The 26,558-nt window shown below is 73.5% G+C and carries 24 protein-coding genes; 11 read left to right on the top strand and 13 right to left on the bottom strand.

Annotation, left to right across the window (positions count from 1 at the left end; genetic code table 11):
- Positions 1-127: 127 nt before the first annotated feature.
- Complete coding sequence (locus tag AB0C16_RS05490; protein ID WP_357679165.1) at positions 128-1,357, top strand: isochorismate synthase; 1,230 nt, start codon at positions 128-130, stop codon at positions 1,355-1,357.
- A 71-nt stretch (positions 1,358-1,428) separates the two neighbouring features.
- Here AB0C16_RS05490 and AB0C16_RS05485 read toward each other — a convergent pair whose 3' ends face one another.
- Positions 1,429-2,055, bottom strand: coding sequence for a YigZ family protein (locus AB0C16_RS05485; RefSeq protein ID WP_357679163.1), 627 nt, complete (start codon positions 2,053-2,055; stop codon positions 1,429-1,431).
- 107 nt (positions 2,056-2,162) lie between these two features.
- On the opposite strand from AB0C16_RS05485, the gene AB0C16_RS05480 reads away from it, so the two are divergent.
- The 3 genes from AB0C16_RS05480 to AB0C16_RS05470 all read left to right on the top strand — a co-directional run bounded on the left by AB0C16_RS05480 (position 2,163) and on the right by AB0C16_RS05470 (position 7,070).
- A complete protein-coding gene (locus tag AB0C16_RS05480; RefSeq protein ID WP_357679161.1) occupies positions 2,163-3,278 on the top strand; it encodes an epoxide hydrolase family protein in 1,116 nt (371 codons plus the stop codon).
- A 139-nt stretch (positions 3,279-3,417) separates the two neighbouring features.
- A complete protein-coding gene (locus tag AB0C16_RS05475) occupies positions 3,418-5,445 on the top strand; it encodes a hydantoinase/oxoprolinase family protein (RefSeq protein ID WP_357679159.1) in 2,028 nt (675 codons plus the stop codon).
- On the top strand, positions 5,442-7,070 hold the full coding sequence (locus AB0C16_RS05470; protein ID WP_357679158.1) for a hydantoinase B/oxoprolinase family protein: 1,629 nt from the start codon (positions 5,442-5,444) through the stop codon (positions 7,068-7,070). The genes AB0C16_RS05475 and AB0C16_RS05470 overlap by 4 nt, the downstream gene beginning before the upstream one ends.
- Before the next feature lie 59 nt (positions 7,071-7,129).
- On the opposite strand, the gene AB0C16_RS05465 is transcribed toward AB0C16_RS05470, so the two are convergent.
- The 4 genes from AB0C16_RS05465 to AB0C16_RS05450 are packed head-to-tail and all read right to left on the bottom strand — an operon-like array spanning position 7,130 to position 12,001.
- Positions 7,130-8,626 (bottom strand): helix-turn-helix domain-containing protein, encoded by a 1,497-nt coding sequence (locus AB0C16_RS05465; protein WP_357679156.1) that lies wholly within the window; start codon positions 8,624-8,626, stop codon positions 7,130-7,132.
- On the bottom strand, positions 8,623-9,657 hold the full coding sequence (locus AB0C16_RS05460) for a DUF917 domain-containing protein (protein ID WP_357679154.1): 1,035 nt from the start codon (positions 9,655-9,657) through the stop codon (positions 8,623-8,625). Before AB0C16_RS05460 ends, AB0C16_RS05465 begins: the two co-directional genes overlap by 4 nt.
- Positions 9,654-10,691 carry a hypothetical protein gene (locus AB0C16_RS05455; RefSeq protein ID WP_357679153.1) on the bottom strand — a complete coding sequence of 346 codons (1,038 nt, stop codon included), beginning with the start codon at positions 10,689-10,691 and terminating at the stop codon, positions 9,654-9,656. Before AB0C16_RS05455 ends, AB0C16_RS05460 begins: the two co-directional genes overlap by 4 nt.
- The gene (locus AB0C16_RS05450; protein ID WP_357679151.1) at positions 10,688-12,001 is read right to left on the bottom strand and encodes an MFS transporter; all 1,314 of its coding nucleotides are present in this window, start codon (positions 11,999-12,001) and stop codon (positions 10,688-10,690) included. Before AB0C16_RS05450 ends, AB0C16_RS05455 begins: the two co-directional genes overlap by 4 nt.
- Positions 12,002-12,260: 259 nt before the next feature.
- Between AB0C16_RS05450 and AB0C16_RS05445 the strand changes: the two genes are divergently transcribed.
- The gene (locus AB0C16_RS05445) at positions 12,261-12,848 is read left to right on the top strand and encodes a TetR/AcrR family transcriptional regulator (protein ID WP_357679149.1); all 588 of its coding nucleotides are present in this window, start codon (positions 12,261-12,263) and stop codon (positions 12,846-12,848) included.
- Here AB0C16_RS05445 and AB0C16_RS05440 read toward each other — a convergent pair.
- Genes AB0C16_RS05440 through AB0C16_RS05430 form a run of 3 tightly spaced genes read right to left on the bottom strand, consistent with a single transcriptional unit; the run spans position 12,845 to position 15,634 of the window.
- Complete coding sequence (locus AB0C16_RS05440) at positions 12,845-13,603, bottom strand: ATP-binding cassette domain-containing protein (protein WP_357679147.1); 759 nt, start codon at positions 13,601-13,603, stop codon at positions 12,845-12,847. The two genes, AB0C16_RS05445 and AB0C16_RS05440, sit on opposite strands and share 4 nt — an antisense overlap.
- Positions 13,600-14,640 carry an ABC transporter permease gene (locus AB0C16_RS05435; RefSeq protein ID WP_357679143.1) on the bottom strand — a complete coding sequence of 347 codons (1,041 nt, stop codon included), beginning with the start codon at positions 14,638-14,640 and terminating at the stop codon, positions 13,600-13,602. Before AB0C16_RS05435 ends, AB0C16_RS05440 begins: the two co-directional genes overlap by 4 nt.
- Positions 14,641-14,659: 19 nt before the next feature.
- Positions 14,660-15,634, bottom strand: coding sequence for a sugar ABC transporter substrate-binding protein (locus AB0C16_RS05430; protein ID WP_357679141.1), 975 nt, complete (start codon positions 15,632-15,634; stop codon positions 14,660-14,662).
- 180 nt (positions 15,635-15,814) lie between these two features.
- Here AB0C16_RS05430 and AB0C16_RS05425 point away from each other — a divergent pair, with 180 nt between their 5' ends.
- On the top strand, positions 15,815-16,447 hold the full coding sequence (locus tag AB0C16_RS05425; RefSeq protein ID WP_357679139.1) for a TetR/AcrR family transcriptional regulator: 633 nt from the start codon (positions 15,815-15,817) through the stop codon (positions 16,445-16,447).
- 17 nt (positions 16,448-16,464) lie between these two features.
- Here AB0C16_RS05425 and AB0C16_RS05420 read toward each other — a convergent pair whose 3' ends face one another.
- Together AB0C16_RS05420 and AB0C16_RS05415 are read right to left on the bottom strand one after the other, a co-directional pair.
- The gene (locus AB0C16_RS05420; protein WP_357679137.1) at positions 16,465-17,313 is read right to left on the bottom strand and encodes a CoA ester lyase; all 849 of its coding nucleotides are present in this window, start codon (positions 17,311-17,313) and stop codon (positions 16,465-16,467) included.
- Positions 17,310-18,497 (bottom strand): CoA transferase, encoded by a 1,188-nt coding sequence (locus AB0C16_RS05415; protein WP_357679135.1) that lies wholly within the window; start codon positions 18,495-18,497, stop codon positions 17,310-17,312. Before AB0C16_RS05415 ends, AB0C16_RS05420 begins: the two co-directional genes overlap by 4 nt.
- 63 nt (positions 18,498-18,560) lie before the next feature.
- On the opposite strand from AB0C16_RS05415, the gene AB0C16_RS05410 reads away from it, so the two are divergent.
- The gene (locus tag AB0C16_RS05410) at positions 18,561-19,214 is read left to right on the top strand and encodes a GntR family transcriptional regulator (protein WP_357679133.1); all 654 of its coding nucleotides are present in this window, start codon (positions 18,561-18,563) and stop codon (positions 19,212-19,214) included.
- 93 nt (positions 19,215-19,307) lie between these two features.
- Here AB0C16_RS05410 and AB0C16_RS05405 read toward each other — a convergent pair whose 3' ends face one another.
- Positions 19,308-20,150: a helix-turn-helix transcriptional regulator gene (locus AB0C16_RS05405; RefSeq protein WP_357679131.1), complete on the bottom strand. Its 843-nt coding sequence runs from the start codon at positions 20,148-20,150 to the stop codon at positions 19,308-19,310.
- A 150-nt stretch (positions 20,151-20,300) separates the two neighbouring features.
- Between AB0C16_RS05405 and AB0C16_RS05400 the strand changes: the two genes are divergently transcribed.
- From AB0C16_RS05400 to AB0C16_RS05390, 3 genes are all read left to right on the top strand, one after another.
- Positions 20,301-21,038, top strand: a complete 738-nt coding sequence (locus AB0C16_RS05400; RefSeq protein WP_357679129.1) for a hypothetical protein — start codon at positions 20,301-20,303, stop codon at positions 21,036-21,038.
- Entirely contained in the window at positions 21,035-21,721 is a 687-nt protein-coding gene (locus AB0C16_RS05395; protein ID WP_357679127.1) for an HAD family hydrolase, read from the top strand. The genes AB0C16_RS05400 and AB0C16_RS05395 overlap by 4 nt, the downstream gene beginning before the upstream one ends.
- Before the next feature lie 124 nt (positions 21,722-21,845).
- Positions 21,846-22,586, top strand: a complete 741-nt coding sequence (locus tag AB0C16_RS05390; RefSeq protein ID WP_357679122.1) for a GntR family transcriptional regulator — start codon at positions 21,846-21,848, stop codon at positions 22,584-22,586.
- A gap of 168 nt (positions 22,587-22,754) precedes the next feature.
- Here AB0C16_RS05390 and menD read toward each other — a convergent pair whose 3' ends face one another.
- A complete protein-coding gene (menD, locus tag AB0C16_RS05385) occupies positions 22,755-24,413 on the bottom strand; it encodes a 2-succinyl-5-enolpyruvyl-6-hydroxy-3-cyclohexene-1-carboxylic-acid synthase (RefSeq protein WP_357679120.1) in 1,659 nt (552 codons plus the stop codon).
- Complete coding sequence (locus AB0C16_RS05380; protein WP_357679118.1) at positions 24,410-25,336, bottom strand: o-succinylbenzoate synthase; 927 nt, start codon at positions 25,334-25,336, stop codon at positions 24,410-24,412. The genes menD and AB0C16_RS05380 overlap by 4 nt, the downstream gene beginning before the upstream one ends.
- Positions 25,337-25,430: 94 nt before the next feature.
- Here AB0C16_RS05380 and AB0C16_RS05375 point away from each other — a divergent pair, with 94 nt between their 5' ends.
- Positions 25,431-26,531 carry an AMP-binding protein gene (locus tag AB0C16_RS05375; protein WP_357679117.1) on the top strand — a complete coding sequence of 367 codons (1,101 nt, stop codon included), beginning with the start codon at positions 25,431-25,433 and terminating at the stop codon, positions 26,529-26,531.
- The last annotated feature ends 27 nt before the right edge of the window (positions 26,532-26,558 follow it).

The following is a 26,558-nucleotide window of genomic DNA, read 5'->3' as shown; positions in this document are numbered from 1 at the left end:
CACGGCTTGACAGTGCCGGCCCGGCACGGTGCGCCGGAACCCGGGCCTTTCGGTATTGAATGCCGGTAACCAGTCATTAGCCGGGGTCCCAGTCGAACGTGTTCAGTTCACGCATAGAGTGTCTCGGGTGAGTGTCGCGCTCGGAACAACCCGCCCGCTACCGGTTCGCACAACCCCTGTAGGCGACCCCGGTGACCTGCTGGCCTCCCTGCCCAGGACCGCACCCTACGCGTGGATCAGGCACGGCGAGGGGCTCGTGGGCTGGGGAGAGGCCGCCCGCGTCGCCGTACCTCCCGGTCCGCGCCGCTTCGCGTGGGCCCGCGAATGGCTCACCGGCATCCTCGGCGAAGCCCACATCGACGACGCCGTCAACACCCCCGGCTCCGGCCCCGTCGCCTTCGGCAGCTTCACCTTCGACGAAAACTCCGCGGGCTCCGTCCTCACCGTCCCCCAGGCGATCCTCGCCCGCCGCGACGGCCGCGCCTGGCTCACCACCATCGGCGACACACCCTTCGAAACCTTCACCCCCATCCAGAACCCAGGCCGCATCAGCTACGGCGACGGCAGCCTGTCCGCCCCCGAGTGGGAGCACATCGTCGCCCGCGCCGCCCGGCGCATCCGCGACGGCGAACTCGAGAAGGTGGTGCTCGCCCGCGACCTGCTCGCCACCGCCGAGCACCCCATCGACATCCGCCTGCTGCTCACCCGCCTGGCCCACCGCTATCCCGACTGCTACACCTTCTCCGTCGCCGGCCTCGTCGGCGCCACTCCCGAGCTGCTCATCCGCCGCACCGGCCAGGAGATCGAGTCGCTCGTCCTGGCCGGCACCACCCCGCGCGGCACCGACGCCGCCGACGACCTCTCGCGCGGCGCCGCCCTGCTGGCCTCCGAGAAGGACCGCCACGAGCACGAATGCGCCATCGCCTCCGTGCGCCAGACCCTCGCCCCCCTGTGCTCCTCCCTGCACACCCCCGACGAACCCGAGCTCCTGGTCCTGCCCAACGTCCAGCACCTGGCCAGCCACGTCAGCGGCCGGCTGGCCGACGGCGCCTCCGTCCTCGACGTCGTCGCCGCCATGCATCCCACGGCCGCCGTCGGCGGCACCCCCACCGGCACCGCCATCGACGTCATCCGCGAGCTCGAGGGCATGGACCGGGCGGGTTACGCCGGCCCGGTCGGCTGGATCGACGCCCACGGCGACGGCGAATGGGGCATCGCCCTGCGCTCCGGCCTCATCAGCGGCCGGCGCGCCAGGCTGTTCGCCGGAGGCGGCATCATGGGCAACTCCGACCCGGCGTCCGAGCTCGCCGAGGCCCAGGCGAAGTTCCGCGTCATGCAGTACGCCCTCGAGGGCTGACCCCGCGGATCACGCCGGTCGGCCGGTCACGCCGATCCAGGCGATCACGCCAGTCACACCGGTCCAGCCGGTCACGACGGTCCGGGGACATGGATGTCGCCGGCGACCGTGACCCTGGCCCGGCCCGCCGTCAGGGTCGCCACCCAGTCCTCGAAGGCGTCGAGCTCGTCGTCGCCGACCGCCATCGTGAAGTCGACGGCCTGGCCGTAACCGACCTCGTGGATCGGGTGGCGGGAGGCGCGCAGGTCGTTCTCCACCCGGCCGGCCTGGTCGTGGGCCACCGAGACGCGCACCAGCTTGGCCGGGACCATCCGCACCGTGTCGGCCCGGTCGAGGGTCTCGGTCACCGCCGAGCCGTAGGCCCGCACCAGGCCGCCCGCTCCCAGGAGGGTGCCGCCGAAGTAGCGGGTGACCACGGCCACCACGTCGTTGAACCCCCTGCCCACCAGCGCCTGGACCATCGGCGTGCCCGCGGTGCCGCCCGGCTCGCCGTCGTCGTCGCCCTTCTGCAGCCGCTGCCCGATCACGTAGGCGGTGCAGTTGTGGGTCGCGCCCGGGTGCAGGCGGCGCCGCCCGGCGATGAAGGCCGCCGCCTCCTCGACGCTCCGCGCGGGCGCCATCGCGCAGATGAAGCGTGACCGCCGCGCCTCCGTCTCGTGCTCGACGCTGCTTTTGAGGGTGAGGAACGGCGAGGCCATGCCTCACAAGCTACCGCCTTTACAACGTAGATCAATCACTGGGTCGTTTGGCCGACTTCAACCGTATGCTGTACGGTACGGCGTACTGACCAAGCTGGAGGAAACCCTTGACCGCGAACGACATCCGGCCCTTCCGCTTCGAAGCCCCCCGGAGCGACCTCGACGACCTGCGCGAGCGGCTCGACCGGGTGCGCTGGCCGGACGAGGTGCCCGGCCTCGGCTGGCGGCACGGCACCCCGCTCCCCCACCTCAAGGAGCTGGTCCACCACTGGCGCACCGGCTACGACTGGCACCGCGCCCAGGCCGAGCTCGACCGGCACGACCAGTTCGCCACCGAGATCGACGGCCAGCACATCCACTTCCTGCACGTCCGCTCCGCCCGCGAGGACGCCCTGCCGCTGCTCATCACGCACGGCTGGCCCAGCTCCCCCGTCGAATACCTCGACGTGATCGGCCCGCTCAGCCGCGACTTCCACCTGGTGATCCCGTCGCTGCCCGGCTACGGCCTGTCCGGCCCCACCCGCGAGCTCGGCTGGGGCTCCACCCGCGTCGCCAGGGCCTGGCTGGAGCTGATGACCAGGCTCGGCTACGACCGCTTCGGCGTGCAGGGCGGCGACTGGGGCAGCTGGATCTCCCGCGAGGTCGGCGTGCTCGCCCCAGATCGGGTCGCGGGCATGCACGGCAACGGCATCGTCTGCTTCCCCATCGGCGCCCCCGGCGAGCTCGACGGCCTCACCGAGGTCGAGCGGGAGCGGATGGCCTTCCGCGAGCGCTACCTGACCGAGCAGTACGGCTACAAGCTCATCCAGTCGGCCCGGCCCCAGACCTTCGCCTACGGCATGGCCGACTCGCCCGTCGCGCTGCTCGCCTGGTTCGCCGGCGTCTTCCACGAGTGGAGCGACGACGCCGTCGACGCCGACCGGCTGCTCACGAACGTCATGCTCTACTGGCTCACCAACACCGCCGGCTCGGCCGCCCGGTCCTTCGTCGAGACGCCCGACACCGACCAGGACACCAGCGTCGAGTGGGAGCTGAAGCCCGCCACCGTGCCCACGTCGATCTCGGTGTTCCCCAAGGACATCCTGCGGCCGATCCGCCGCTTCGCCGAGCGCGACAACAACATCGTCGGCTGGGTGGAGCACGAGCGCGGCGGCACATTCGCCGCGCTGGAACAGCCCGACGCGTTCGTCACCGACGTCCGCGCGTTCTTCGCCTCGCTGTAACAGGGGGCGAACAGGGCGCTGAGCGGGACGGCTGGGCAGGTCAGCCGCGCAGGGTGGAGAGCAGGACGCACTGCCCGTCCCGTTCGCCTGTGCGCTCCGTACGTGCGGGCGGGACCATCGGCGGCATACCGTTCACCTCATGACATATCGCGTCGCCATGGACATCGGCGGCACCTTCACCGATGTCGTCTGCTACGACGACCGGACGGGCGCCTTAGCAGCGGCGAAGGCTCCCACCACACCGGGAGACCTCACCGAGGGAGTTTTCGCCGCGCTGGACCGGGTCATGGACGATCCGGCGGCCATCGCGTTCTTCGTCCACGGCACCACCCAGGGCCTCAACGCGCTGCTCGAACGCAAGGGCGCCCGGGTGCTGCTGCTGGCCGGACAGGGCAGCCGGGACGTCTACCAGATCGCCCGCGGCAACCGGGACCGCATGTTCGACCTGCGCTACCGCAAGCCCGCCCCGCTCGTGCCGCGCCAGGACGTCATGGAGGTCGGCGGCCGGCTCGACTGGCGGGGCGAGGAGCTGGCGCCGCTGGACGAGCGGGCCGTGCGGCGGGCGGCGCGCCGGGCCCGCGAGGAGGGGTTCGACGCGGTCGCCGTCTGCCTGCTCTTCTCCTTCGTCAATCCCGCCCACGAGCTCAGGGCCGGCGAGATCCTCCACGACGAACTCGGCGACGACGTCATGGTCGTGCTCTCGCACGAGGTGGCGCGCGAGTGGCGCGAGTACGAGCGGACCTCGTCCGCCGTGCTCGAGGCCTACACCGGCCCCATCGTCCGCCGTTACCTGGCCGGTGTCGGGCAGCGCTTCACCGAAAGGGGGCTCACCGTGCCGATCCACGTCATGCAGTCCTCCGGCGGCCTGGTCGACGCCGCCCACGCGACGCGCCACCCGCTGCAGACCCTGCTGTCGGGGCCGGTGGGCGGCACCATGGGCGGTGTCGCCGCCGCCCGGCTGCTCGGCCGCGACAACGTCATCTGCGTCGACATGGGCGGCACCTCGTTCGACGTGTCACTCGTCGTCGACGGCCGCCCCGACGTCAGCGCCGAGGCCCGCGTCGAAGGACACCCGGTGCTCATGCCGATCGTCAACCTGCACACCATCGGCGCGGGCGGCGGCTCCATCGCCTACCACGAGGCCGGCGCCCTGCGCGTCGGCCCCCGATCCGCCGGAGCCGACCCGGGCCCCGCCTGCTACGCCCGGGGCGGCACCCAGGCCACGGTCACCGACGCCAACGTGGCGCTCGGCCGGGTCGATCCCGCGTGGTTCGCCGGCGGCCTGATGACGCTCGACGTCGACGCCGCCGACACCGCCATCGCCACCCTGGCCGAGCAGCTCGGCCTCGACCCGCTCCAGCTCGCCGAGGGCATCTGCGCCGTCGCCAACGCCAAGATGGCCCAGGCCATCCGCACCCTCACCGTCGAGCACGGCATCGAGCCGCGCGAGTTCGCGCTGGTCGCCTTCGGCGGGGCCGGCGCCATGCACGCGGTGTTCATCGCCCGCGAGCTCGGCGTCTCCGAGGTCGTCATCCCGCGCATCCCCGGCGCGTTCTCCGCCTGGGGCATGCTCGAGGCCGAGGTGCGGCGCGACCTGACCCACCCGTACTTCCGGCCGCAGGACTCGCTCGACGGCGCGGACATGGCCCGTACCCTCGCGCGGCTGGAGGCGCGGGCGATCGACGCGCTCACCGGCCAGTCGGTCCCCGAGGACCGGCGCAGGGTCGAGCACGCCGTCGACATGCGCTACGAGGGCCAGGACTACACGCTCACCATCCCCCTGCGCGACGCCGACGAGCCGGCCGAGCCCGAGTTCCTGGCGGAGATCGCCGCCCGCTACGCCGAGGCCCACACCGCCCGCTACGGTCACGCGACTCCCGAGGCGCCGGTGGAGTTCGTCCTGCTGCGCAGCACCGGGTTCGGCACCTTCCCGCGCACCCGGGCCGCCCACGAGGAGCCGGGCCACACCACGCCCGCGCTCCGCGACGTCATCTTCGACGGCGAGGCGCACCGCACCCCCGTGCTGCGCCGCGCCAGCCTGACCGGCGAGTTCGCCGGCCCCGCGATCGTGGTCGAGGACACCGCGACCACGGTCATCCCGCCGGGCTGCCTCGCCACCGTCGACGACCACGGATTCCTCATCATCAAGGTGGACACCCCCCAATGATCGATCCCGTCACCACAGAGATCATCCGCTGCGCGCTCCTGCAGGCGGCCGAGGACATGAACACCACTCTCATCCGCAGCTCCTACACGCCCGTCATCTACGAGGCCAAGGACTGCGCCGTCGCCCTCCTGGACCGCGACCACAACGTGCTCGGCCAGTCGTCCGGCCTGCCGATCTTCCTCGGCAACCTGGAGGAGTGCACCCGCGAGACCGAACGCGTGCACGGCCGCGACGTGTGGCGGGAGGGCGACGTCTGGCTGCTCAACGACGCCTACATCGGCGGCACGCACCTCAACGACGTCACCGTCTACGGGCCGATCTTCGCCGGGGGCGAGCTGGCAGGGTTCGCCGCCTCCCGCGCCCACTGGCTCGACGTCGGCTCCAAGGACCCGGGCGGCTCCATGGACTCCACCTCCATCTTCCAGGAGGGGCTGCGGCTCGGCCCCGTCAAGGTGTACGCCGGGGGCGAGCCCTGCCGGGACCTGCACGAGGTGATCGCGAGCAACGTCCGCTTCCCCCACGCCACCCTCGGCGACCTGCGCGCCCAGATCAGCTGCGCCATGACCGGCCAGCGGCGGCTGCGCGAGATCGTCGGCCGCTGGGGCCTCGGCACCGTCCTGGCCGCCCGCGACGAGATCTTCGCCCAGACCGAACGCCTGGAACGCGCCGCCATCGCCGCCATCCCCGACGGCGTGTACGAGGCGTCCGGCCACCTCGACAACGACGGCATCGACCTCGGCACCCCGTTGCCCGTCACCGTCCGGATCACCGTCTCGGGCGAGTCGGTGCACGTCGACCTCACCGACTGCGCCGACCAGGCGCTCGGCCCGGTCAACTGCGGCGCCGCCCAGGCCGTGGCCGCGGTCCGCGTCGGCTACAAGCTGCTCCTGTGCGGCGACGTGCCGCTCAACGGCGGCTCGTTCCGGCCGCTGTCGGTCGAGACCCGCCCCGGCTCCATGCTGGCCGCCCGCTCCCCGGCCGCCTGCCAGTATTACTACTCCCACCTGGGCCTGCTCATCGACCTCGTGGTCAAGGCGCTGGCCCCCGTCCTGCCGGACAAGGCCGCGGCCGCCTCCTACGGCGACTCGCTGATCGTCCAGTTCGCCGGCACGGACCCGCGTACCGGCAAACTGTACGTCTCGCAGGAGGCGACGGTCGGCGGGTGGGGCGCCTGGGACGGCGGCGACGGCGAGACCTGCCTGATCAACAACGTCAACGGGTCCCTGCGCGACATGCCCATCGAGGTGCTCGAGACGCTCTACCCCGTCCGGGTCACCCGCTACGAGATCCGCCCCGGCACCGGCGGCGCGGGCCAGTGGCGAGGCGGCAACGGCGTCGTGCGCGAGTACGAGTTCAGCGGCGACACCTCGCTGTCCCTCTGGTTCGAGCGCTCCGTCACCCCCGCCTGGGGGCTGGCCGGAGGCGGCGCGGGCGCGCCGCCCCGGGTCACGCTCAACCCCGGGACGGCCGGCGAGCGCGAAATGCTCAAGGTCAACGCCCTGCCGGTCGGCGCCGGCGACGTGCTGCGCTGCGAGTCGGGCGGCGGCGGCGGCTACGGCCCGCCCGAGCGGCGCTCGGCCGAGGCCGTCGCCGACGACCTGGCGCAGGGCATGGTCACCCGCTGACCCCGCCCCAGCAGGTGGCGCGGCACCCGCTCGAAGGCGAACGCCTTTACTTTGTAGATTCAGTGCAGGATCACGTGGCAGGCCAGCTGGATGGCCAGCCGCGTGGCGGCGTCGTCCAGGTCGAAGCCCACGGCCTTGATCCGCTCCAGCCGGGTCGTCACCGTGTTGCGGTGCACGCCCAGCCGCTCGGCCGCCTTGAGCGCCCCTCCCTCGTCGAGCACGGCCGTCAGCGTCTCCAGCAGCGTGCCGTCCTTGTCGATGGCGAGCAGCGGCTGGAGGATCACGCCGGCGGGCGCCCGGAGGACCCCCGCGGGCAGCGCGCCGAGCAGCTCCGCCGGGCCCATCCGGTCGGCGCGCGCCACCGCGCCCCGCTCGGCCACGATCGCGGCCGCCTCGGCTCCGAGCAGGGAGTCCTCCATCGCTTCCAGGCTCTCCACCGTGGTGCCGATGCCGGCCGCGCTCGGCCACGGCAACGCCTCGACGCACTCCCTCAGCCGCTCGGCCAGGTCGTCGGGCGGCAGCGCCGACCAACCGGCCCAGCCCTCGCCCCGGCGCGTCACCGGCACCCGGCCCACGGTGGCCGCGATCACCGCCTGAGCGGCCAGCCCCTCCTCCGGCCCGGCCCGGCGGCCCCACGGCCGGACCAGGTAGGCGGTGAGCGGGCCGCGCACCGGCCAGCCCAGTGCCGCCGCCCGCGCCGCCGCGCTCTCCTGCTCGCCGGAGGCGCCCTCCTCTCTCGGCGGACGCCTCTCGATCAGGCGTACGGCCAGCGCCTCCTGCAGGGTGAAGTCGCGCGAGGCCGCCAGCCGGGCGGTGGCCGACCAGGCGGCCAGCGGCGCCACCGCCAGCCCCAGCACCGTGCGCACCACGGGCGGCCAGCCGGGTGAGCGCAGCGAGCCGTGCGCGACCAGCCTGCCCAGCAGGCCCCCCTCCTGGTCGGGCACCTCCACCTCGGCGAGCGCCGCCGGGCCGGCGGGACGCCCGCCCCCGCCCTCGGGAGGCTCGCGGTCCGGGAGGCGGCGGCCCGCGAGGTGCCGGCCGTAGCGGTCGAGGAAGGTCACCGACGCGCCCTGCAGCTCCGCGTTGAGCACCCCGAGCACCGCCCTGGCCGACGGCCCGGCCTCGGCGAGCCGCGTGGCGGCCCGGGCGACGAGCTGCATCCGGGCCGCCTCCGGCCGCGCCGCCGCCGACGCCACCCGGACCGCCGTGACCAGCGGGTCGTCCACGAAGATCAGCGTGACGCCGAGCCGTTCGGCCAGCACCGCCCCCGAGGCGGGGCTCAGCCCGCTCGACGGCGCGATCACGCAGGCCGCGGCCTGCTCCCAGGCCCGGCGCATGGCCATCTCCACCGCCCAGCCGCCGCTGGCCGCCGCGCCGACCAGCACCACCGCCGTGTGCGGCGCCACCGTCCCGAACGCCGACGGCTCGTCGACGATCCGCACCTCGTGCACCGGCTTCTCGCCCGTCCCGTACATCAGGGCCCCGGCCAGCGGCCCGGCGGTGACCAGCTCCGCCACCGTGACCGGCGCCTCCCAGCCGGCCTTCGGCGCGCTCACAGCACCAGCCCGAACGCTCGCGGGCCGCCCAGCTCCAGCCCTCGCTCCGTGTGCCACACCGGCGCCGCCTTCACCACGATGACCTCCACGTCCATGCCGGGAACCGCCCTGTCGACGTCCACCACCGCTCCGTCGCGGGTCGAGACCATGCAGATCTGGTCCGGCGTCGTCGCCACCACCGCGCCGTCCGCCAGGGCCAGCACGATCTCGTTGTACGCCTCCAGCCGCACCAGCCGCCGCAGCCCCTGCGACTCCTCCACCACGATGCTCGACGGCAGCGAGGGCAGCGACGGCCCGGTGTCACGGCGGGGGCTGCCCTCGACGGCCATGATCCGGCCCTCGCACAGGGTCCGCATCCCGAACGGCACGGCCGACGGCCGCGCCGACTCCGGCCGTCCGGCCTCCAGCAGCCGGCTGACCGTGCCGGCCACCTGCGCCCCGGCCAGGTCGCGGGCGCTCATCGGATAGCAGGCCGCCACCGCCCAGCCGCCCACCGCCAGCACCAGCGGGCGCAGCAGCTCCTCCACCCGGCCGGGCACGGTGTCCAGCAGCACCAGCTCTCCCGACGCGCCCGCCAGCGCCAGCGGCGCCGCGCCGATGCCGGCGAGCGTGAACGTCGTCTGCTCGACCAGCGGGAAGACCCGTCCCGTGCCGTCCCCGTCGACCAGCGGCACGTCCAGGGTGGCGGCGGCGATGAGCGGGATCAGCGCGTTCTCGGCGGCCAGGTTCAGCGCCACGACCGCGCCGACCGGCTCGCCCAGCCCCCGTTCCAGGGTTCGCACGGCGCCGGCCGGCTCGTCGCCGCCGGGCAGCTGCTCCGACAGCGCGATCATGGAACCGGCCAGGGTGACGGCCGCGCACCGGGTGCCGGGCGCCAGCTCGCCGGCGGCCACCAGCTCGACACCCTGCCCGGCCAGCGACCTGGCCCAGTCGAGGGTGAGCCTGAAGGACGACTCCGTGGCGCCGGTGGCGAACAGTCGCGACCCCGCGGCGTAGGCGGGCAGCTCCGCCAGGCCGATCCGGCGGCTCACGGCGTGGCCCCCGTCGCGGTGATCCGCGCCCAGTAGAGCCCGTCCGGCAGGAACGACAGGGGGTTGACCGCGGAGGCGGTGACCGTGGCCGAGCCGGGCGCCGCCCCCGCGCTGACGACCCGGGTCAGCGCCTCGTCCCTGATCTCCCGGAGCCTGCGGTCGAGCTCCTCGCCGCCCCGCGCCCGCACGATCCGCTCCACCTCGGCCACCGGGCCGGTGAGGGTCGCCCCGTAGGCGGCGGCGACGGCGTCCAGGTAGGCGGCCCGCTCCGGCCCGCTCCCGGCGTGTTCCCACCCCGGCGGGCCGCCGTCCCGGAGTGTCCCCTCGGGCGGGCCCGCGCCCGGAGACAGGTCGCCGGAGAGCGCGGCCCGGCCCCGGGCGGCGCTGGCCGTGCCGCCCAGACGGCAGACGAGCGGGGCCCGGCAGAAGTAGGTCGCCGACACCAGCCCGCCGGCCGTGCGGGCGAAGTAGATCGGCAGGCCCGGCAGCTCGCGGGCCGTCTCGTCGGCGATCCGGGCGGCCTGCGGCCGGAGCGCCGCGCTGCGGACCGTGTCCTCCTCCCGCTCCCGCAGCCCGGGGCGGCCGGACTCGTAGGACAAGGTGATCCGCGCCCCCGGCATCTCGGCCGCGATGATCTCCGCCACGGCCAGCTCGTGGTCGGGCACCGCGGGCGAGCCGGCCGCGGTGACGGCGAAGTCGGCCAGCCCGCACCCGGCCACGAAGCGGCGCACCGCCTCGGTGTCGAGCGGCGCCAGCTCCCGCCCGGTCAGCCGGTGGCCGCCGCACACGATCGTCGCCACGCCCGGCACCTCGGGCCGGCCGGCCATCGGCCCGAGCACCGCAGGGCACCGCCCCGCGACCCGGATCGCGGCCACCGGCGCCATCGGCGTCTCGGCGAGGTCCACCGCCACGCATGCGGCCCGCGCCCCCGCCCGGGCACGGTGGGCGCCGGACGCGACGATCGCAACGAGGGCTCCGTCCCGGACGACCACCGCCACCGGCGTGGGCCGTCCGAGCGCGACGCCGAGGATCACTCCAGCTCGCGTCCTTCGGTCTCGGGCAGCCGCACCGCCAGCAGCGCGGTGACCAGCAGGAACGCGTTGATGACCAGCATGGTCGCGGTGAACCCCGTGGCGCGGGCCAGCAGCGCGCCCACCGAGGACGGCGCGGCCGTGGTGGCGAGCAGTTGCGAGGCGGTGGCCCACGAGTAGCCGGTGCCGCGCAGGGCGGTCGGGTAGAGCTCGCCGTTCCAGGCGTTCCAGACGCCCCACGCGCCCAGGCTGAAGAACGGCAGCACGAGGTCTCCGGCGAACAGTCCGGCCCTCGAGCCGGCGGTGGCGAACCAGAGGCCGCCCAGCACGGCGGCCACGATGTAGCACAGGAAGACCTTCCTGCGGCCGAAGCGGCCCGTCAGCAGCGAGGCGCTGACGTACCCGGGGATCATCATGAGCGCGGCCAGCCCCGCGAACCAGAGCGAGTCCGACAGGCTGAGCCCCCTGGTCTGCAGCAGGGTGGGCAGCCAGGTCTGCAGTCCCCAGTAGCCCCAGTTGAAGGTGAAGTTCAGCGCCAGCATGACCACGGTGATCCGGGCCAGGCCGCCGTGGAACAGGCCGAGCGGGTCGCCTGCCCGGCGCCGGGCCACGGTGAGGGTGACGCCGGCCCCGGCCTCTGGGCTGCCCAGCTCGCGCAGCACGGCCCGGGCCTCGTCCTGCCGGCCGCGGGAGGCCAGCCAGTAGGGTGACTCCGGCACCCACGCCCTGATCACGAACGCCCACAGCCCGGCCACCGCCCCCGCGACGACCACGGCCCGCCAGCCCAGCCGGCCGAGCGTCAGCGCGGCCCCGATCGCGATGAGCACGCCGATCGGCCAGCCGATCGACAGGCAGACCGTGGCCCGCCCCCGGTGTCTGGTGGGCACCAGCTCCAGGAAGTAGGGGAACGTGATCGTGTAGACCCCGGCCAGGGCCAGCCCGGACAGGGTGCGAAGGCCGACCAGGGCCGCCGCGCTGGGCGCGAAGGCCGAGGCGAGCGCGACCACGCCGTAGGCCAGCATCGACCAGAACGCGGTCGGCCCGCGCCCGATGCGGTCGGCCACCGGCCCCCACACGAGCACGCCCGGGATCATGCCGAGCGCCACGGCCGACAGCACCACGCCGACACCCACGTCGTCGAGGCCGAACCGCGCGCCGAGGTCGGCCTCGACGTAGATCAGCGCGAGCTGCTCCCACGACTCGATGACGAACGCGACGAACAGCGCGATCGCGATGAGCGTGTGCCGGCGGGTGAACGGCATCCGGTCGAACGCCGCCCCCATGGGCATGCTTCCCGCGCCCACGGACGTCATGAGCGCCCCGCGGCGGCGGGCGCGAAGTGAGGCCGCACGATGACCGCCCCCTTACGCTCAGCTGTGCGCAAGCTCCGCGGATGTGGCCGAGCGCCTGCGCCGTGCCCCGAGATTCCCCGAGATTTCAGCATAACCGCAGGTCATTTCGTGTCCCGGGCGCCTGTCCTCGAGGCATGGCGCTAATTACGGTCTGCCTTTACCGCGTAGATTCACGTTTTGTCTTCACAGATAGACCGATCTGAGGCTTACTGTGGGAGTCATGTCGGTGACGCCCCTGCGAGGAGGGGCCGCGCGTGAGGCGGAACTGCTCGGCGCGGTGCTCGACGTTCTGCGCGAGAGCGGCTACGACCGGTTGACCGTCGACGCCGTCGCGGCGCGCGCGAAGGCCGGCCGGCAGACCGTGTATCGCCGCTGGCCGACCAAGGCCGACCTGGTGGTGGCCGCGTTCGTCAAGGCGGTGTCGGCGCCGCCGAGCGCGCCCGACACCGGGGAGCTGCGCGGCGACCTGCTCGCCCTGATGGAGTCACTGCTCGACGAGCTGATACGCCTCGGCGACGTCATCGCGGGCCTGGTCGGCGAGACGCGCCACAACCCCGAGCTGGCGGTGGCCATGGAGCACCACTACGTCGCGGCCCGCCGCCGCATCGTCCTGGCGGTGTTCGAGCGGGCCTGGGAGAGGGGCGAGTTGTCCAGCAGCGCCGACACCGACCTGCTCTGGGAGGTGGGGCCGGCCACGCTGTTCTTCCGCGCGGTGGCCAGCGGCGAGGCGGTGAACTCCGAGCTGGCCCGCCGGATCGTCGACCACGTCGTGCTGCCGCTCGCCGCCGCCGGCAGGCAGCCCGGCTAGAGCTCGCGCCGCAGCTCGTGCTCCAGCTCCTCCAGCTCCGCTCCCCCGGCCATCAGCGCCGTGAGCTCCTGCCGGGTGATGTCGGCCTTGCCGTACTCGCCGAGGCTCGTCCCCCGGTTGAGCAGCAGGAACCGGTCTCCCACCGGGTAGGCATGGTGGGGGTTGTGGGTGATGAACACGACCCCGAGGCCGCGGTCGCGGGCCCTGGCGATGTAGCGCAGCACCACACCCGCCTGCTTGACGCCCAGCGCCGAGGTGGGCTCGTCGAGGATCAGCACCCGGGCGCCGAAGTGGACGGCCCGCGCGATCGCCACCGACTGCCGCTCGCCGCCCGACAGCGTGCCGACCGGCTGGTCGACGTCGCGGATGTCGATGCCCATCGCGCGCAGCTCCTCGCGGGCGACCCTCCTGGCCTTGGCCACGTCGAAGGCCAGGCCCTTGCGCGGCTCGGAGCCGAGGAAGAAGTTACGCCACACCGACATCAGCGGGATCATCGCCAGGTCCTGGTAGACGGTGGCGATCCCGCGGTCCAGCGCCTCACGGGGGCTGGCGAACCTCACCTCGGCGCCGTCGACCAGGAACGTGCCGGAGTCGTGCTGGTGCACCCCGGCGAGGATCTTGATGAGTGTCGACTTGCCCGCGCCGTTGTCGCCGAGCACGCAGGTGACCTGCCCCTCCTCGACGCCCATCGACACCTCGCGCAGCGCCAGCACCGAGCCGAAGGTCTTGCCGATGGCCCGCGTTTCGATGATCAATGCTTCACCTCCTCCGCGTAGCGCCTTACCAGCCGGTTGGCGAGCGTGGCCAGCAGCAGCATGGCGCCCAGGAAGAACTTGAACCAGTCGGCGTCCCAGCCGAGGAAGACGATGCCCTTGTCGGCCATGCCGAAGATGACCGCGCCGATCGCGGCCCCGATCGCGGAGCCGTACCCGCCGGTGAGCAGGCAGCCGCCGATGACGGCGGCGATGATGTAGATGAACTCCTGCCCGATGCCGATGTTGGCCTGCACGGACGTGTAGCGCAGCGCCAGGATCGAGCCGACCAGCCAGGCCGCGAACGCGGTCGTCATGAACAGCGCGATCTTGGTGCGGGCGGCGGGCACGCCGACCGCCCGGGCGGCCTGCTCGTTGCCGCCGACCGCGAAGATCCAGTTGCCGGCCCTGGAGCGCATCAGCACCCAGGTGGCCACGGCGGTGACCAGCAGCCACCACAGGATCGCCACCCGGAAGGAGGTGCCGCCGATCTCCACGCTCCCCGCGAAGATCGTGCGGGCCTCCTCGTAGCCCGAGGCCCTGCGCAGCCCGCTGACCTGCACGGTGCCGGTCAGCGCCTTGGTGACGCCGAGGTTGAGGCCCTGCAGCATGAGGAACGTGCCGAGCGTGACGATGAAGCTGGGCAGCCTGGTCCTGGTCACGATCAGGCCGTTGAGGAACCCGACGGCCAGCGCCACGACGAGCCCCACGAGCATCGCCGTCCACACGTCGAAGCCGTAGCGGGTGGCCAGCGTGACGAGGATGAGCCCGGTGGTGCCGGTGAGCACGCCGGCCGACAGGTCGAACTCCCCGCCGATCATCAGCAGCGCGATGGCGACCGCCATGATGCCGAGGGTCGCGGCCGGGTCGAGCCAGTTGGCGACGCCGTCGAGCGAGCGGAAGACCTCCGACTGGCTCGCGAAGAACGCGAAGACCACGATCAGCCCGACGACCGCGCCCAGCTCGGGCCGGATCAGCAGCCGGCGCAGCAGGCCGACGCCCGCGACCCGTTCGTCGGCCCGCCCGGCGACGCCGGTCACGCCGCCTCTCCGGCACCGCTCATCGCGTGCCCGCCTCGGCCAGCTTGGCCACCTGGTCGGCGGTCTCCTTGGTGACGAAGCCGGGCCCGGTGTTGACCGGCAGGCCGCCGCCGACGGTGTTGAGGTTGGCCTTGTACAGGTGCAGGAACGTGATGGGCAGCCAGCCCTGAAGGTATTGCTGCTGGTCCACGGCGAACAGGACGTCGCCGTCCTTGATCGCGCTCACCACGTCGGCCGACAGGTCGAAGGTGGCGAGCCTGGCCTGCGATCCCGAGTCCTTGATGGCGTCCCTGGCGGCCACGGCGATCGCCGGGTTGAGCGCGAGCACGCCGTTGACCTGCTTGTCCGACTGCAGCTTGGCGGTGACCTTGGACGTCACGTCGGCCAGGTTGCTCACGTCGACCTGCAGCCGCTCGACCGTGCCGCCGAGTCCCTGCTCGGCGCCCTTGCACCGTTGGTCGAGGCCGATGTTGCCGGCCTCGTGGATCACGCACAGGAGCTTGGTGACGCCCGCGGCCTTGAGCTGCTCGCCGGCGCCCCGCCCGGCCACGTCCTCGGACTGGCCGACGTGGGTGATCGCGCCGAGCGCCTTGGAGGAGTCGGCCCCGGAGTTGATCGTCACTACCGGGATCTTGGCGGCGACGGCCTTGCCGACGGCTTCCTTGAGCGCGTCGGGGTTGGCCAGGGAGATCACGATGCCGTCCACCTTCTCCGACACCGCCTGGTCGATGAGCTGCGACTGCCTGCCCGGGTCGCCGTCGCCCTGGTAGGTGACCGTGGCGCCGTACTGCTTGCCGGCGGCCTCCGCGCCGTTCTTGACCACGTCCCAGAAGGCGTCGCCGGGCGCGCCGTGGGTGATGACGGCGAAAGTGGCCGCATTCGCCGAGGCCGGGCCGGCCGGCGACGCGCTCTCGGCGGCGGGTTCTCCCGAGGAGGAGCAGCCGGCCAGCGTCAGCGCGCCCAGCAGGGCCAGCACGATCGGGGTATGTCTCATCGGATACCTCCAAGACCAACGGGCTCGCCCTAGGTCTACCCCAATGCCCCTTCTTTGTATAGACATGCGGACTAATGGCGACATTTCGATCAGGTTTCATCGTGACGTCAGGACATAGAGACGTCCGGCGGCATCCTCAGCACACAGAACGGAATTGTATGTTCCGATATGCTGATCGGTATGACGACTGCACCCATGAGCGGCCGCAAGGCGCAGGCCGCGCGTAACGACGAGCTGATCCTCCAGGCGGCGCGAGCGGTCTTCACCGCCGATCCCGGCGCCCCGATCGCGGCCGTGGCCGAGCGGGCAGGCGTGGGGATCAGCGCACTTTACCGCCGATATCCGAGCAAGGAGGCGCTGTTGCAGAAACTCTGCGGAGACGGCCTCAAACTCTACGTCACGGTCACGGAGCGAGCGCTCGCCGACCGGGGGGATCCGTGGGAGGCGTTCGCCGGCTACATGCGCGGGATCGTCGACGCCGACACCAGCTCCCTGACGATCAGCCTCGCCGGCACCTTCCAGCCCACCGAGGAGCTCTACCACGACTCCGCCCGGGCCTCCGACCTGGCCGTTCAGGTCCACGCGCGGGCCGTGGCGGCCGGCGTGCTGCGGCCGGACGTGACGGTCGCCGACATCGCGCTGCTGTTCGAGCAGCTCGCCTCGGTCAAACTGGGCGACGAGGAGCGGACCGCGGAGTTGCGGCACCGCTACCTCGCCCTGGTGCTCGACTCGCTGCGGCTGCCGGCCGCCCACCGCCCGCTGCCCGGACCACCGCCCGAGGACGACGAACTGCAGACCCGCTGGGCTCCGTGACCCCGTCTCTCCGGCGGCTATCCGGCGCCGAGCCGCTCGGCCAGGGCGACCGTACGCCGCGCCCTGGCCACGATCGGCGCGTCCACGAAACGCCCGTCGGGCAGGGCGACGGCTCCCCTGCCGTCCCGCTCGGCCGCTTCGGCGGCCTCGACGATCTCGGCGGCCCGGGCCGTCTCCTCCTCGGTGGGGGTGAACGCCCTCCTGATCACCGGGAGCTGGCGGGGGTGGATCGCGGTCCCGCCGAACATGCCGAGCCCGCGTCCCGCCGCGCACGAGGCGAGCAGGCCCTCCTCGTCCCGCACATCCGGGTAGACGGACATGGGCACGGGCGGCAGGCTCGCGGCGGCCGCGGCGAGCACGACGTTCAGCCTGATCTGGTTCATCGCGGACTCAGCGGTGACCGACAGCTCGGCGGCCAGGTCCTGCTCGCCGAGCGCGACCCCGGCGACCCGCGGATGCGCGGCGATCTCGGCCGCGCGCACGACGCCCGCGGCCGACTCCAGCAGCGCGTGCACGGGCACCCGCACGCCCTCCAGCGCGCCGAGGCTCCCCGCCGACTCGACCTTCGGCAGCCGGACCGCGTCGAGGCCGGGCAGCCCGCCGAGCTCGGCCAGGTCCGCGAGCCCCCGCGGCGTGGCCAGGTCGTTGACCCGCACGTGCACCGCCACCCCCTCCCGGCCGGCACGGTCGCGCAGGAAGGCGGCCGCGTTGGCCCGGGCCTCGTCCTTGCGCGCGGGCACCACGGCGTCCTCCAGGTCGATGATCACCACGTCCGCGCCGGAGCCGGCGGCCTTGGCGAACCGCTCGGGCCGGTCACCGGGAACGTAGAGCCAGGTGACGGGCACCCGGCCGGCGGGCGCGGTCACGCCACGACTCCCTGCTCGCGCAGCTCGGCGATCTCCGCCGGGCCGTAGGACAGCTCGCCGAGCACCTCGTCGGTGTCGTGGCCGAGGCTGCGGCCGGGCCAGCGCACCTCGCCGGGCGTGTCCGACAGGCGGAACAGCACGTTCTGCACGGTGACCTCGCCGAGCTCCTCGTCGGGCAGCTCGATGAAGGTGTCCAGGGCGGCGTACTGCGGATCCTTGGCGATGTCGCTCACGTCGTAGATGGGGGCGACCGCGGCCTCGGCCTCCTCGAAGCGGGCGATGACCTCGTCGGCGTCACGCTCGGCGATCCAGCCGGCGACGGCCCCGTCGAGCTCGTCGGCGTGCCGCACGCGGCCGGCGCCGGTGGCGAACCACGGCTGCCCGACCAGGTCCGGCCGGCCGACGAGGGTGACGACCCGCTCGGCGATGGGCTGGGCGCTGGTGGAGATCGCCAGCCAGCGGCCGTCGCGGGTGCGGTAGGTGTTGCGGGGCGCGTTGCTGCTGGACCGGTTGCCGGTGCGCTCGGGCACCACGCCGAGCGCCCGGTAGGCGGTCATCTGCGGGCCGAGCAGACCGAGGATGGGCTCGATGATCGCCAGGTCGACGACCTGGCCGCGGCCGGTCGCCTCGCGGGCCCGCAGCGCCACCATGATCGCGTACGACATCGCCAGCCCGGCGATGCCGTCGGCCAGGGCGAGCGGTGGCAGCGTGGGCGGGCCGTCGGGCTGGCCGGTCATGGCCGCGAACCCGCTCATGGCCTCGGCCAGCGTGCCGAACCCCGGCCGCCTGGCCATCGGGCCGAACTGCCCGAATCCGGTCATCCGCCCCACGATCAGCCGGGGGTTGAGCTCCAGCAGGTCCTCGGGCGCCAGCCCCCAGCGTTCCAGCGTGCCGGGGCGGAAGTTCTCGATCAGCACGTCGGAGCGCCCGGCCAGGCGGCGCAGGATCTCCTGGCCCTCGGCGCGCGACAGGTCGACCGCGGCGGCGCGCTTGTTGCGGGCCAGCGTCTTCCACCACAGCCCCACCCCGTCGACGGCGGCGCCGTGCCCGCGCGAGGGGTCGCCGCGCCGGGGGTGCTCGATCTTGATCACGTCGGCGCCGAAGTCGCCGAGCATCATCGCGGCGGACGGACCGGCGAACAAGGTCGCGGCGTCGATGACCCGGAGGCCGGCGAGACTCATCATGAGTATGTAACTTATAAGAAATATGTCATAGGTCAATCCCGGACATGCGGGACACTGGACACCATGCCGACCAACGAGCCCCGGCCGCCGATGAGCAAGGCCGACTACGTCTACACCGTGCTGCTCGACGAGATCCGCACGGCCAGGATCCCCGGCGGGACGGCGCTGCGGGCCGGTGCGCTCGCCCGGCGGCTCGGGGTCTCGGTGACCCCCGTCCGCGAGGCGCTGAGACGGCTCGAGAAGGACCGGCTGATCAGCTACGAGGCGCACCACGGCGCGACCGTGGTCGATCTGGGCGACGACGCGCTGGAGGAGTTCTACGGCCTGCGCGCCGTGGTCGAGGGCCTGGGCGCCCGGCTGGCCGCCGCCCGGATCACCGCCGCCGAGCTCGACTGGCTGCGCGAGCTGCACGCCTCGATGGCCGAGGACGCCCGGCAGGGCAGATACGACCGGCTCGGCGAGCAGAGCAGGCACTTCCACCTGCGCATCGCCGACATCGGCGGCCCCGCCTTCCTCGGCCAGCACGCCAGGGCGGTGCGCAACAGCTTCCCGGTGCCCGCCGAGGCCTCACTCTGGCTCGACCGCGACCAGGTCGGGCTCCAACTGCGGGCGCACGAGCGGATCCTGGCCGCCCTGGCGGCGTCCGACGGCTCGGCCGCCGAACACCTCATGATCGAGCATGTGCGGCGGGCCGGAGACTACCGCAAGGCCCAGTGAACGGCGTGCCGGTGGTGGGCGAGCGGCGCGCGGCCCGCGCCGGCGCCGGTCCGCTCGCTCATCCGGAGGGCCTCACGGCCGGCATCCCGCCGGTCAGGCGTAGAGGGCCGCCCGGACGTCGCTCAGGACGTCGGGGGTGAAGTCGGCCCGGAAGGACGCCAGCGACAGCCGCGCGAACGCCTGGTGGTGCTCCTCGGCCTGGCGCGGGTCGTCGATCAGCAGCGGCCCGCAGAGCAGGTGGAGAACGAGCAGGTCGGGCCGATCGCGCTCCGGGAAGCGCAGCAGCGTGAACGGCGGGCCCTGGTAGAGGTGACCGGTCTCGGCGGCGGGCCGGGCCACCTGCACGGCGACGTTCGGCTGCTTGGAGGCCAGGGCGAGCGCGTCGAGCTGCTCCAGCCGGTCCTCCGGCCGGGGCAGCGGCGGGTCCTCGATCGCCTTGCGGTCGAGGACGGCCCACAGGTGCGGTCCGCCGGCCCGTTCGAGCAGCCGTTGCCTGCGCATGACGAGGCCCGCTCCGTCGTCGATCCGCTCGGGCGGGGCGCCGGGCCGCCGGGCCGCGCGCACGGCGGCCTCGGCGTAGGCGCGGGTCTGCAGCAGCGGCGGCACGCACTGCGGTCCGTAGGTGTAGATGACCGCGGCGTGGTCCTCCTGCGCGGCGAACGCGGCCAGCCCGAGCGGCACCTCGGGCGTGTCGAACCAGCCCGGCGCCCGCTCGCCCCGCAACAGCGAGAGCACGTGCGCCTGCTGCAACCGGTCGGGCACGCCGTACAGCTCCAGCAGGGTCCGGGTGGTCGACTCGCGCGCCGCGACGAGGCCGTGCTCGATGCGGTAGATCGTCGACGTGTTGAGCCCGGCCGCCCGCGCGGCGGCCTTCATGGACAGGCCGCGGGCTCGCCGCAGAGCCGCGAGCCGGGCCGCCACCGAGATCGAATGCATGCGTGCCGCCACCATCGTGGATGAAAGAGGACGATGAACGAAAACTCCGACTTGACCAGCAATGTTGCACGTTTTTGACCTTGTGATGCACGATGTCATCTTGCGATCAAGGCAGCCTAATGCAGACGCCGACCACGAAGGGCGGAAGCCGTGGCCTACAGGTGGACGCTGCACCCGGACTACCGGACTCCTCCGGTTCCCACGTGTGAGGGCGTCCGCCCCGGGCCGTGGCGCCACCCCGAGGGCCAGGTGATGAACGGCGTCTACGAGCGGATCCGTCCGGGCGGGCGCTCGGAGGTCGTGACGATCTGGTACGGCTACGCGCTCAGCCACTGGGGCGGCCCGCGCATGCCGCGCTTCAGCAGCCCGCTGGTGTCGGCCTGGAACCCGGTGCTGGCCCAGGGGCTGTCGGCCGATCCCGGGGCGCCCACCCCCTACCTCGACGAGTGGTGGTGCGACCGGTGGATCGCCGAGGCGCTGCTGTACGGCCGCAAGCCCTACGGCACGTTCACGCTGCCGGCCGGCGAGGCGCTGCGGTGGATCGCCGAGAGCGGCGGCACGGCCCTGGTCTACCGGGCCGAGGCCGTCACCGACGGGCTGATCCGCGTGGTCGCGGGAGCGGTGGAGCCCTACGGGCGGCTGTTCGACGTCGACGCGCTGATCGCCGACTACCAGGAGGCGCTGCCCGACGAGCTGGCCGAGCCGGAGGTGGCGGCGCTGCGCTCGCTGCGGGCGTGCTCCCCGGCCCTGCGCTACGTGCTCTGCGGGGCGTCGCGGCGGGAGTTCAGGCGGTCGCCGCGGTCCGTGCGCGGGCTCACCCTCGGCTACCCGCCGCACGAGACCGCGGCCCGCATCCTCGCCGACGCGGCTGGCAGTATGGGACGGTGACCAGAGGCATCCTGTTCGACCTCGACGGCACCCTGCTCGACCACCGCGCGGCCGCCAACACCGCGATCACCGCCTGGATGTCCGGCCGGGCGCCGGGCCATCCCCGGCTGGACGAGGCGGCCGGGGTGTGGACGGCGCTGGAGGAGCCCCATCTGGCGGCGTGGCAGCGCGGTGAGTGCTCGTGGGAGGACCAACGCCGCCGCCGCATCCGCGAGTTCTGCCTGGAGATCGAGATCACCGTGCCGGGCGACCTCGACGCGGCGTTCGCCGCCTTCGTCGAGCACTACCGGCGCGGCTGGGTCGCCTACCCCGACGCGGCGCGGGCGGTGGCGGCCCTCGACGGGTTCCGGCTGGGGGTGCTCACCAACGGCACGCAGGAGATGCAGGAGGCGAAGGTCCGGGCGATCGGGCTCGGCGGGCTGGTCGGGCCGGTGCTGACCGGCGAGGTGCTCGGCTCCTTCAAGCCGCTGGCCGCCAGCTACACCGGCGCGGCCGCGGCGCTCGGCCTCGCCCCCGAGGAGGTGCTGCTGGTGGGCGACGACGTGGACAAGGACGTGACGGGCCCGGCGGTCACCGGGATGCGCTCGGTCTGGCTCGACCGCCACGGCACCCGGCCGGCGCCCGCCGGGTTCCCCCGCATCACCTCGCTCGCGCAGCTGCCCTCGCTCGTCGGCCGGGCCTGACCAGGTGACCGGGGAGGTCGGCCCGCTCCCCGGCCGCCCGTCATCGCCGGGTCACCCGGTCAGGGAAGTCGCGGTTCGTGGTCATATTTGTCAGGACATTCTGACCTCGGTTAATCTGATCAGCATGACCGCGAACCTGGCGATCGACCTGGACCGATCCAGCCCCGTGCCGCTCTATTTCCAGGTGGCCGAGCAGATCGCCGAGGCGATCCGGCGAGGGGACCTGGTGCCCGGGTCCCGGCTGGACAACGAGATCCTGCTCGCCGACAAACTGGGCCTGTCACGGCCCACGATCCGCCAGGCCATCCAGTACCTCGTCGACAAAGGGCTGCTGGTGCGCAAGCGAGGCGTCGGCACCCAGGTGGTGCACGGCCAGGTCAAACGCTCGGTCGAGCTGACCAGCCTCTACGACGACCTGCGCCGCGCGGGCCAGGAGCCCGCCACCCAGGTCCTCAGCCTGGAGGCGCGCCCCGTCGAGGAGGAGATCGCCCCCATCCTCGGCGTCGAGCCCGGCACCGAGGTGCTCTACCTCGAACGCCTCCGCTTCGCGGCCGGCGAGCCGCTCGCCCTGCTGCACAACTGGCTGCCGCTCGGGCTCGCCCAGCTCACCTCCGCCGACCTCGAGGGCCGCGGCCTGTACGAGCTGCTGCGCGGGGCGGGCGTGCGGATGCGGGTCGCCAACCAGCGCATCGGCGCCCGGGCGGCCACCCAGGCGGAGGCCAGGCTGCTGGACGAGCGGCGCGGCGCCCCCCTGCTCACCATGATCCGCACCACCTACGACGACCAGGGCAGGGCGGTCGAGCACGGCTCACACGTCTACCGGGCCTCCCACTACTCCCTGGAAGTCACCCTCATCGAGCGCTGAGACCCACACCGCGCTCCGGGGCAGCTCGATCCAGGCCAGTGCCCGGTCGCCGGCCCGCCACAACCGGGTGGGCCATTATCCCGGCATGCCCCGCGGACAGCCGGGATCACGGCCGGGTGTCCCCATCGCCGTCCCGGTGGGGCGTCGTGGAGCCGCCGGCCGGGGGGCTCAGCCCGCCGCCGCGCGGACCGCCGCCTGGGCGGCGTCGCGCAGCCGGGCGTGCAGGTCGGCGTTCGCCTCCCGGTCGGTGCGGACCTCCACCACGCGCGGCCCCTCGCCTCTCAGCGCCTTGGGCAGCTCCGTGATCTCCTCCACCCGGGTGTAAGGGGTGCCGGTCGAGGCGGCCACGTAGCCGAGGTCCACCCCGTGCGGCGTGCCGAAGACCCGCTCGAACGGGTCGCGGACCCCCGCCTGCGGCAGCAGCGAGAAGATCCCGCCCCCGTCGTTGTTGACCACCACCAGGCACAGGTCGGGCCGGGGCTCGCGGGGGCCCAGGATGAGGCCGTTCTGGTCGTGCAGGAACGACAGGTCTCCCATGAGCGCGAAGGACGGCCCGTTGTGCGCGAGCGCCGCCCCCATGGCCGTCGAAACCGCGCCGTCGATGCCCGAGGCTCCCCGGTTGGCCAGCAGCCGCAGCCCGCGCCGGGGCCGCATCGCCTGGTCGAGGTCGCGGATGGGCATCGAGGAGCCGGCGAACAGCAGGGCCCCGTTGGGCAGCGCCTCCACCAGGTCACGGGCCAGCCGGGGCTCGGTCGTCCCCGACATGTCGAGCAGCTCGTCCACGGCCGTCCGGGCGGCGAGGTCGGCCTGGCGCCAGGCGTGCAGCCAGCTGTCGTCGCCCGACGCCACGGGGATCTCCACCGCCTGCGCCACCTGGGTGGCCGAACGGGTGGGGTCGGGCCAGCGGTCGAGGTCGGTGGCCACCACGATGTGCTCGCCGGCCCGCCTGAGCCACGACAGCAGCGGCCGTGAGAGGCCGGGGCGGCCGAGCGTGACCACCACGTCGGGCTCGTGGGCGTCGGCGAACTCGGGGGTGCCCAGCAGGTAGTGGTAGGTGGAGACGGCATGGTCGCCGTAGCGTCCGCCGCCGTTCGGCTCCGACAGCACCGGCCAGCCGGCCATCCCGGCGGCGGCGACGTAGCGGCGGACGTTGGCCGCGCCGTCGCCGACCACGAGCACGCCGCGCCTGGTCGGCGGGAGGTGCAGGGCGACGGGCGGGGGCGCGACCCGGGTGCGCACCCAGGGGCCGCTCTCGGCCCCGTCGAGCGGCTCGCACCACTTGGTGTCGCCGTCGGGGATCAGCGGCTCGCGGAAGGCCAGGTTGAGGTGCACGGGACCGGCTCCGGCGGGCCCCAGGGCGCGCTGGTAGGCGCGGCAGGCCAGCGAACGCCAGTAGGCCACCTGCCCCGGCCGCTCCTCGGGCACGCCGACCTCGGCGAACCAGCGGATGGCCGGGCCGTACATCTTGATCTGGTCGATCGTCTGGTTGGCGCCGGTGCCGCGCAGCTCGGGCGGGCGGTCGGCGGTGAGCACCAGCAGCGGCACGCCCGACTCGGCGGCCTCGATGACGGCGGGGTGGAAGTTGGCGGTGGCCGTGCCGGAGGAGCAGATCAGCGCGACCGGCCGCTCGGAACGCCGGGCCAGCCCGAGCGCCAGGAACGACGCCGACCGCTCGTCGATGCGCACGTGCAGCCGCACCCGCGACTCGGCGTGCAGCGCCAGCGCGAGCGGGGCCGAGCGCGAGCCCGGGGCCAGCACGACGTCGGTCAGGCCGCAGCGCACCAGCTCATCGACCAGAACCGTGGCCAGCGCGGTAGCGGGGTTCACAGTGACGCCTCCTGCATCCGGCGAAGCCACGACGGAGATTCGATCTCAAATGCCGACAAATGCTCATAATTTACGTCAGGACGCCGTACGGCCAGCCGCCCGTCCACGGGCATCAGGGAGTCGGCCACGACGTCTCCCGACAGCAGCGACATCGTGCCGAGCCCGCACGCGTAGGGCAACTCGGGCAGCGCGGCGGCCAGCGCGACCCCCGCGGCCAGCCCCACGGAGGTCTCCACGGCGCTCGACACCACGGCGGGCAGCCCGCACGCCTCGACCACGCGCAGCGCCTCCCGCACCCCGCCGAGCGGCTGCACCTTGACCACGGCGATGTCGGCCGCCTCCGCGGCCCTGACCCGCAACGGATCCTCGGCCCGCCGGATGGACTCGTCGGCGGCGATCGGCACGTCGCAGGCCCGCCGCACCGCCGCCAGCTCGTCGAGCGTGGCGCACGGCTGCTCGGCGTATTCGAGGTCGAAGCGGTCGAGCTCCTTCAGCCGCCGCACCGCCTGGCCGACGTCCCAGGCGCCGTTGGCGTCGACGCGGAGCCGCCCCGAGGGGCCGAGCGCGTCACGCACCGCCTCCACCCTGGCCAGGTCGTCGGCGAAGCTCTGGCCCCGCTCGGCCACCTTGACCTTGGCCGTGCCGCAGCCTGAGCCCCGCACCAGGTCGAAGGCCTGTTCGGGGCCGACGGCGGGCACGGTCGTGTTGACCGGGACACTGTCGCGCACCGGCGCCGGCCAGCCTTCGAAGGCGGCCTCGCGGGCGCAGGCCAGCCAGCGGGCGCACTCGCGCGGGCCGTACTCGGGGAACGGCGAGAACTCGCCCCACCCGGCCGGACCGTGGAGCAGGAGCCCTTCCCTGACGATCTGCCCCCGGAAGCGCGTGCGCATCGGAATCCGGAAGACCACGGGAGAACGCGTCACGACCCTCCCAGCGCCTCTGTCCGACCTTGTCGCCACTAACCTTACGAGCATGCCGAGCAAGCCGTCGCATCCGGATCGTCCGTTGCATGCCGTTGTGCAGCCGCCCGGTGCCGAGCTGTTCGCGGCGATCCGCGATGCCTTGTCCGGCGAAGGGCCGGCGATCCTGCCCCTCTCCCCCGATCACGCCGGGGCCGCGCTCGACACCCTGCGCCCCACCCACGTCGACGGCGTCCGCCGGGCCGGCGGCGAGGGCGTGCCCGCCGACGTGGCCGTGGTGATCGCCACCAGCGGCAGCACGGGCGCCCCCAAGGGCGTGCAGCTCTCGGCGACCGCGCTGCGCGCCTCGGCCGCGGCGTCGCTGCGGCGGCTCGAGGCGGCCAAGGGCGAGCGCTGGCTGTGCTGCCTGCCGCCTTCCCACGTGTCCGGGCTGCAGGTGCTGGTCCGCGCCCTGCTGAGCGAGACCGAGCCGGTCGTCCACCCTCGGTTCGACCCCCGGCGGGTGCTCGACTCGGGCGCCGACCATGTGTCGCTGGTGCCCACGCAGCTGCACCGGCTCGTCGAGCTGGGCGCCGACCTGTCGGTGTTCCGGACGATCCTGCTCGGCGGCGCCGCCCCGCGCCCCGGCCTGCTGGCCGAGGCCCGCGAGCTAGGCGCGCGGGTGGTCACGACCTACGGCATGAGCGAGACCTGTGGCGGCTGCGTGTACGACGGCCAGCCCCTTTACAATGTAGATCTGAAAGTCGGCGACGACGGGCTGATCCGCATCGCCGGCCCCGTGCTGTTCTCCGGCTACCGCTCCGGCGAGCGGGCCCCCCTCGACGGCGGCTGGTTCGTCACCTCCGACCTGGGCGAGCTGCACGCGGGCCGGCTGCGGGTGCTCGGGCGCGCCGACGACGTCATCAACACCGGCGGCGAGAAGGTGGTGGCCGGCGCGGTCGCGGGCGTCCTGGGCGAGCATCCCGCGGTCGCCGACGTGGCCGTGGTGGGGCGGCCCCACCCCGAATGGGGCGAGGTCGTCGTCGCCGTCGTAGTGCCCGCCGATCCCGCCACCCCGCCCACGCTCTCCCAGCTGCGCGCCTACTCCAGCGACCGCCTGCCGGCCTACGCCGCGCCGCGCGAGCTCCGGCTGACATCCCGGTTGCCCCTGCTCCCCAACGGCAAGACCGATCTCGTACGGCTAAGGTCAGGAACCTGACGGATCGCGAATGCGTCATAGTGGTGA

Source organism: Nonomuraea sp. NPDC048916, assembly GCF_040649575.1.
Lineage (GTDB): Bacteria > Actinomycetota > Actinomycetes > Streptosporangiales > Streptosporangiaceae > Nonomuraea.
This window is presented reverse-complemented; position numbering and strand designations above follow the sequence as displayed.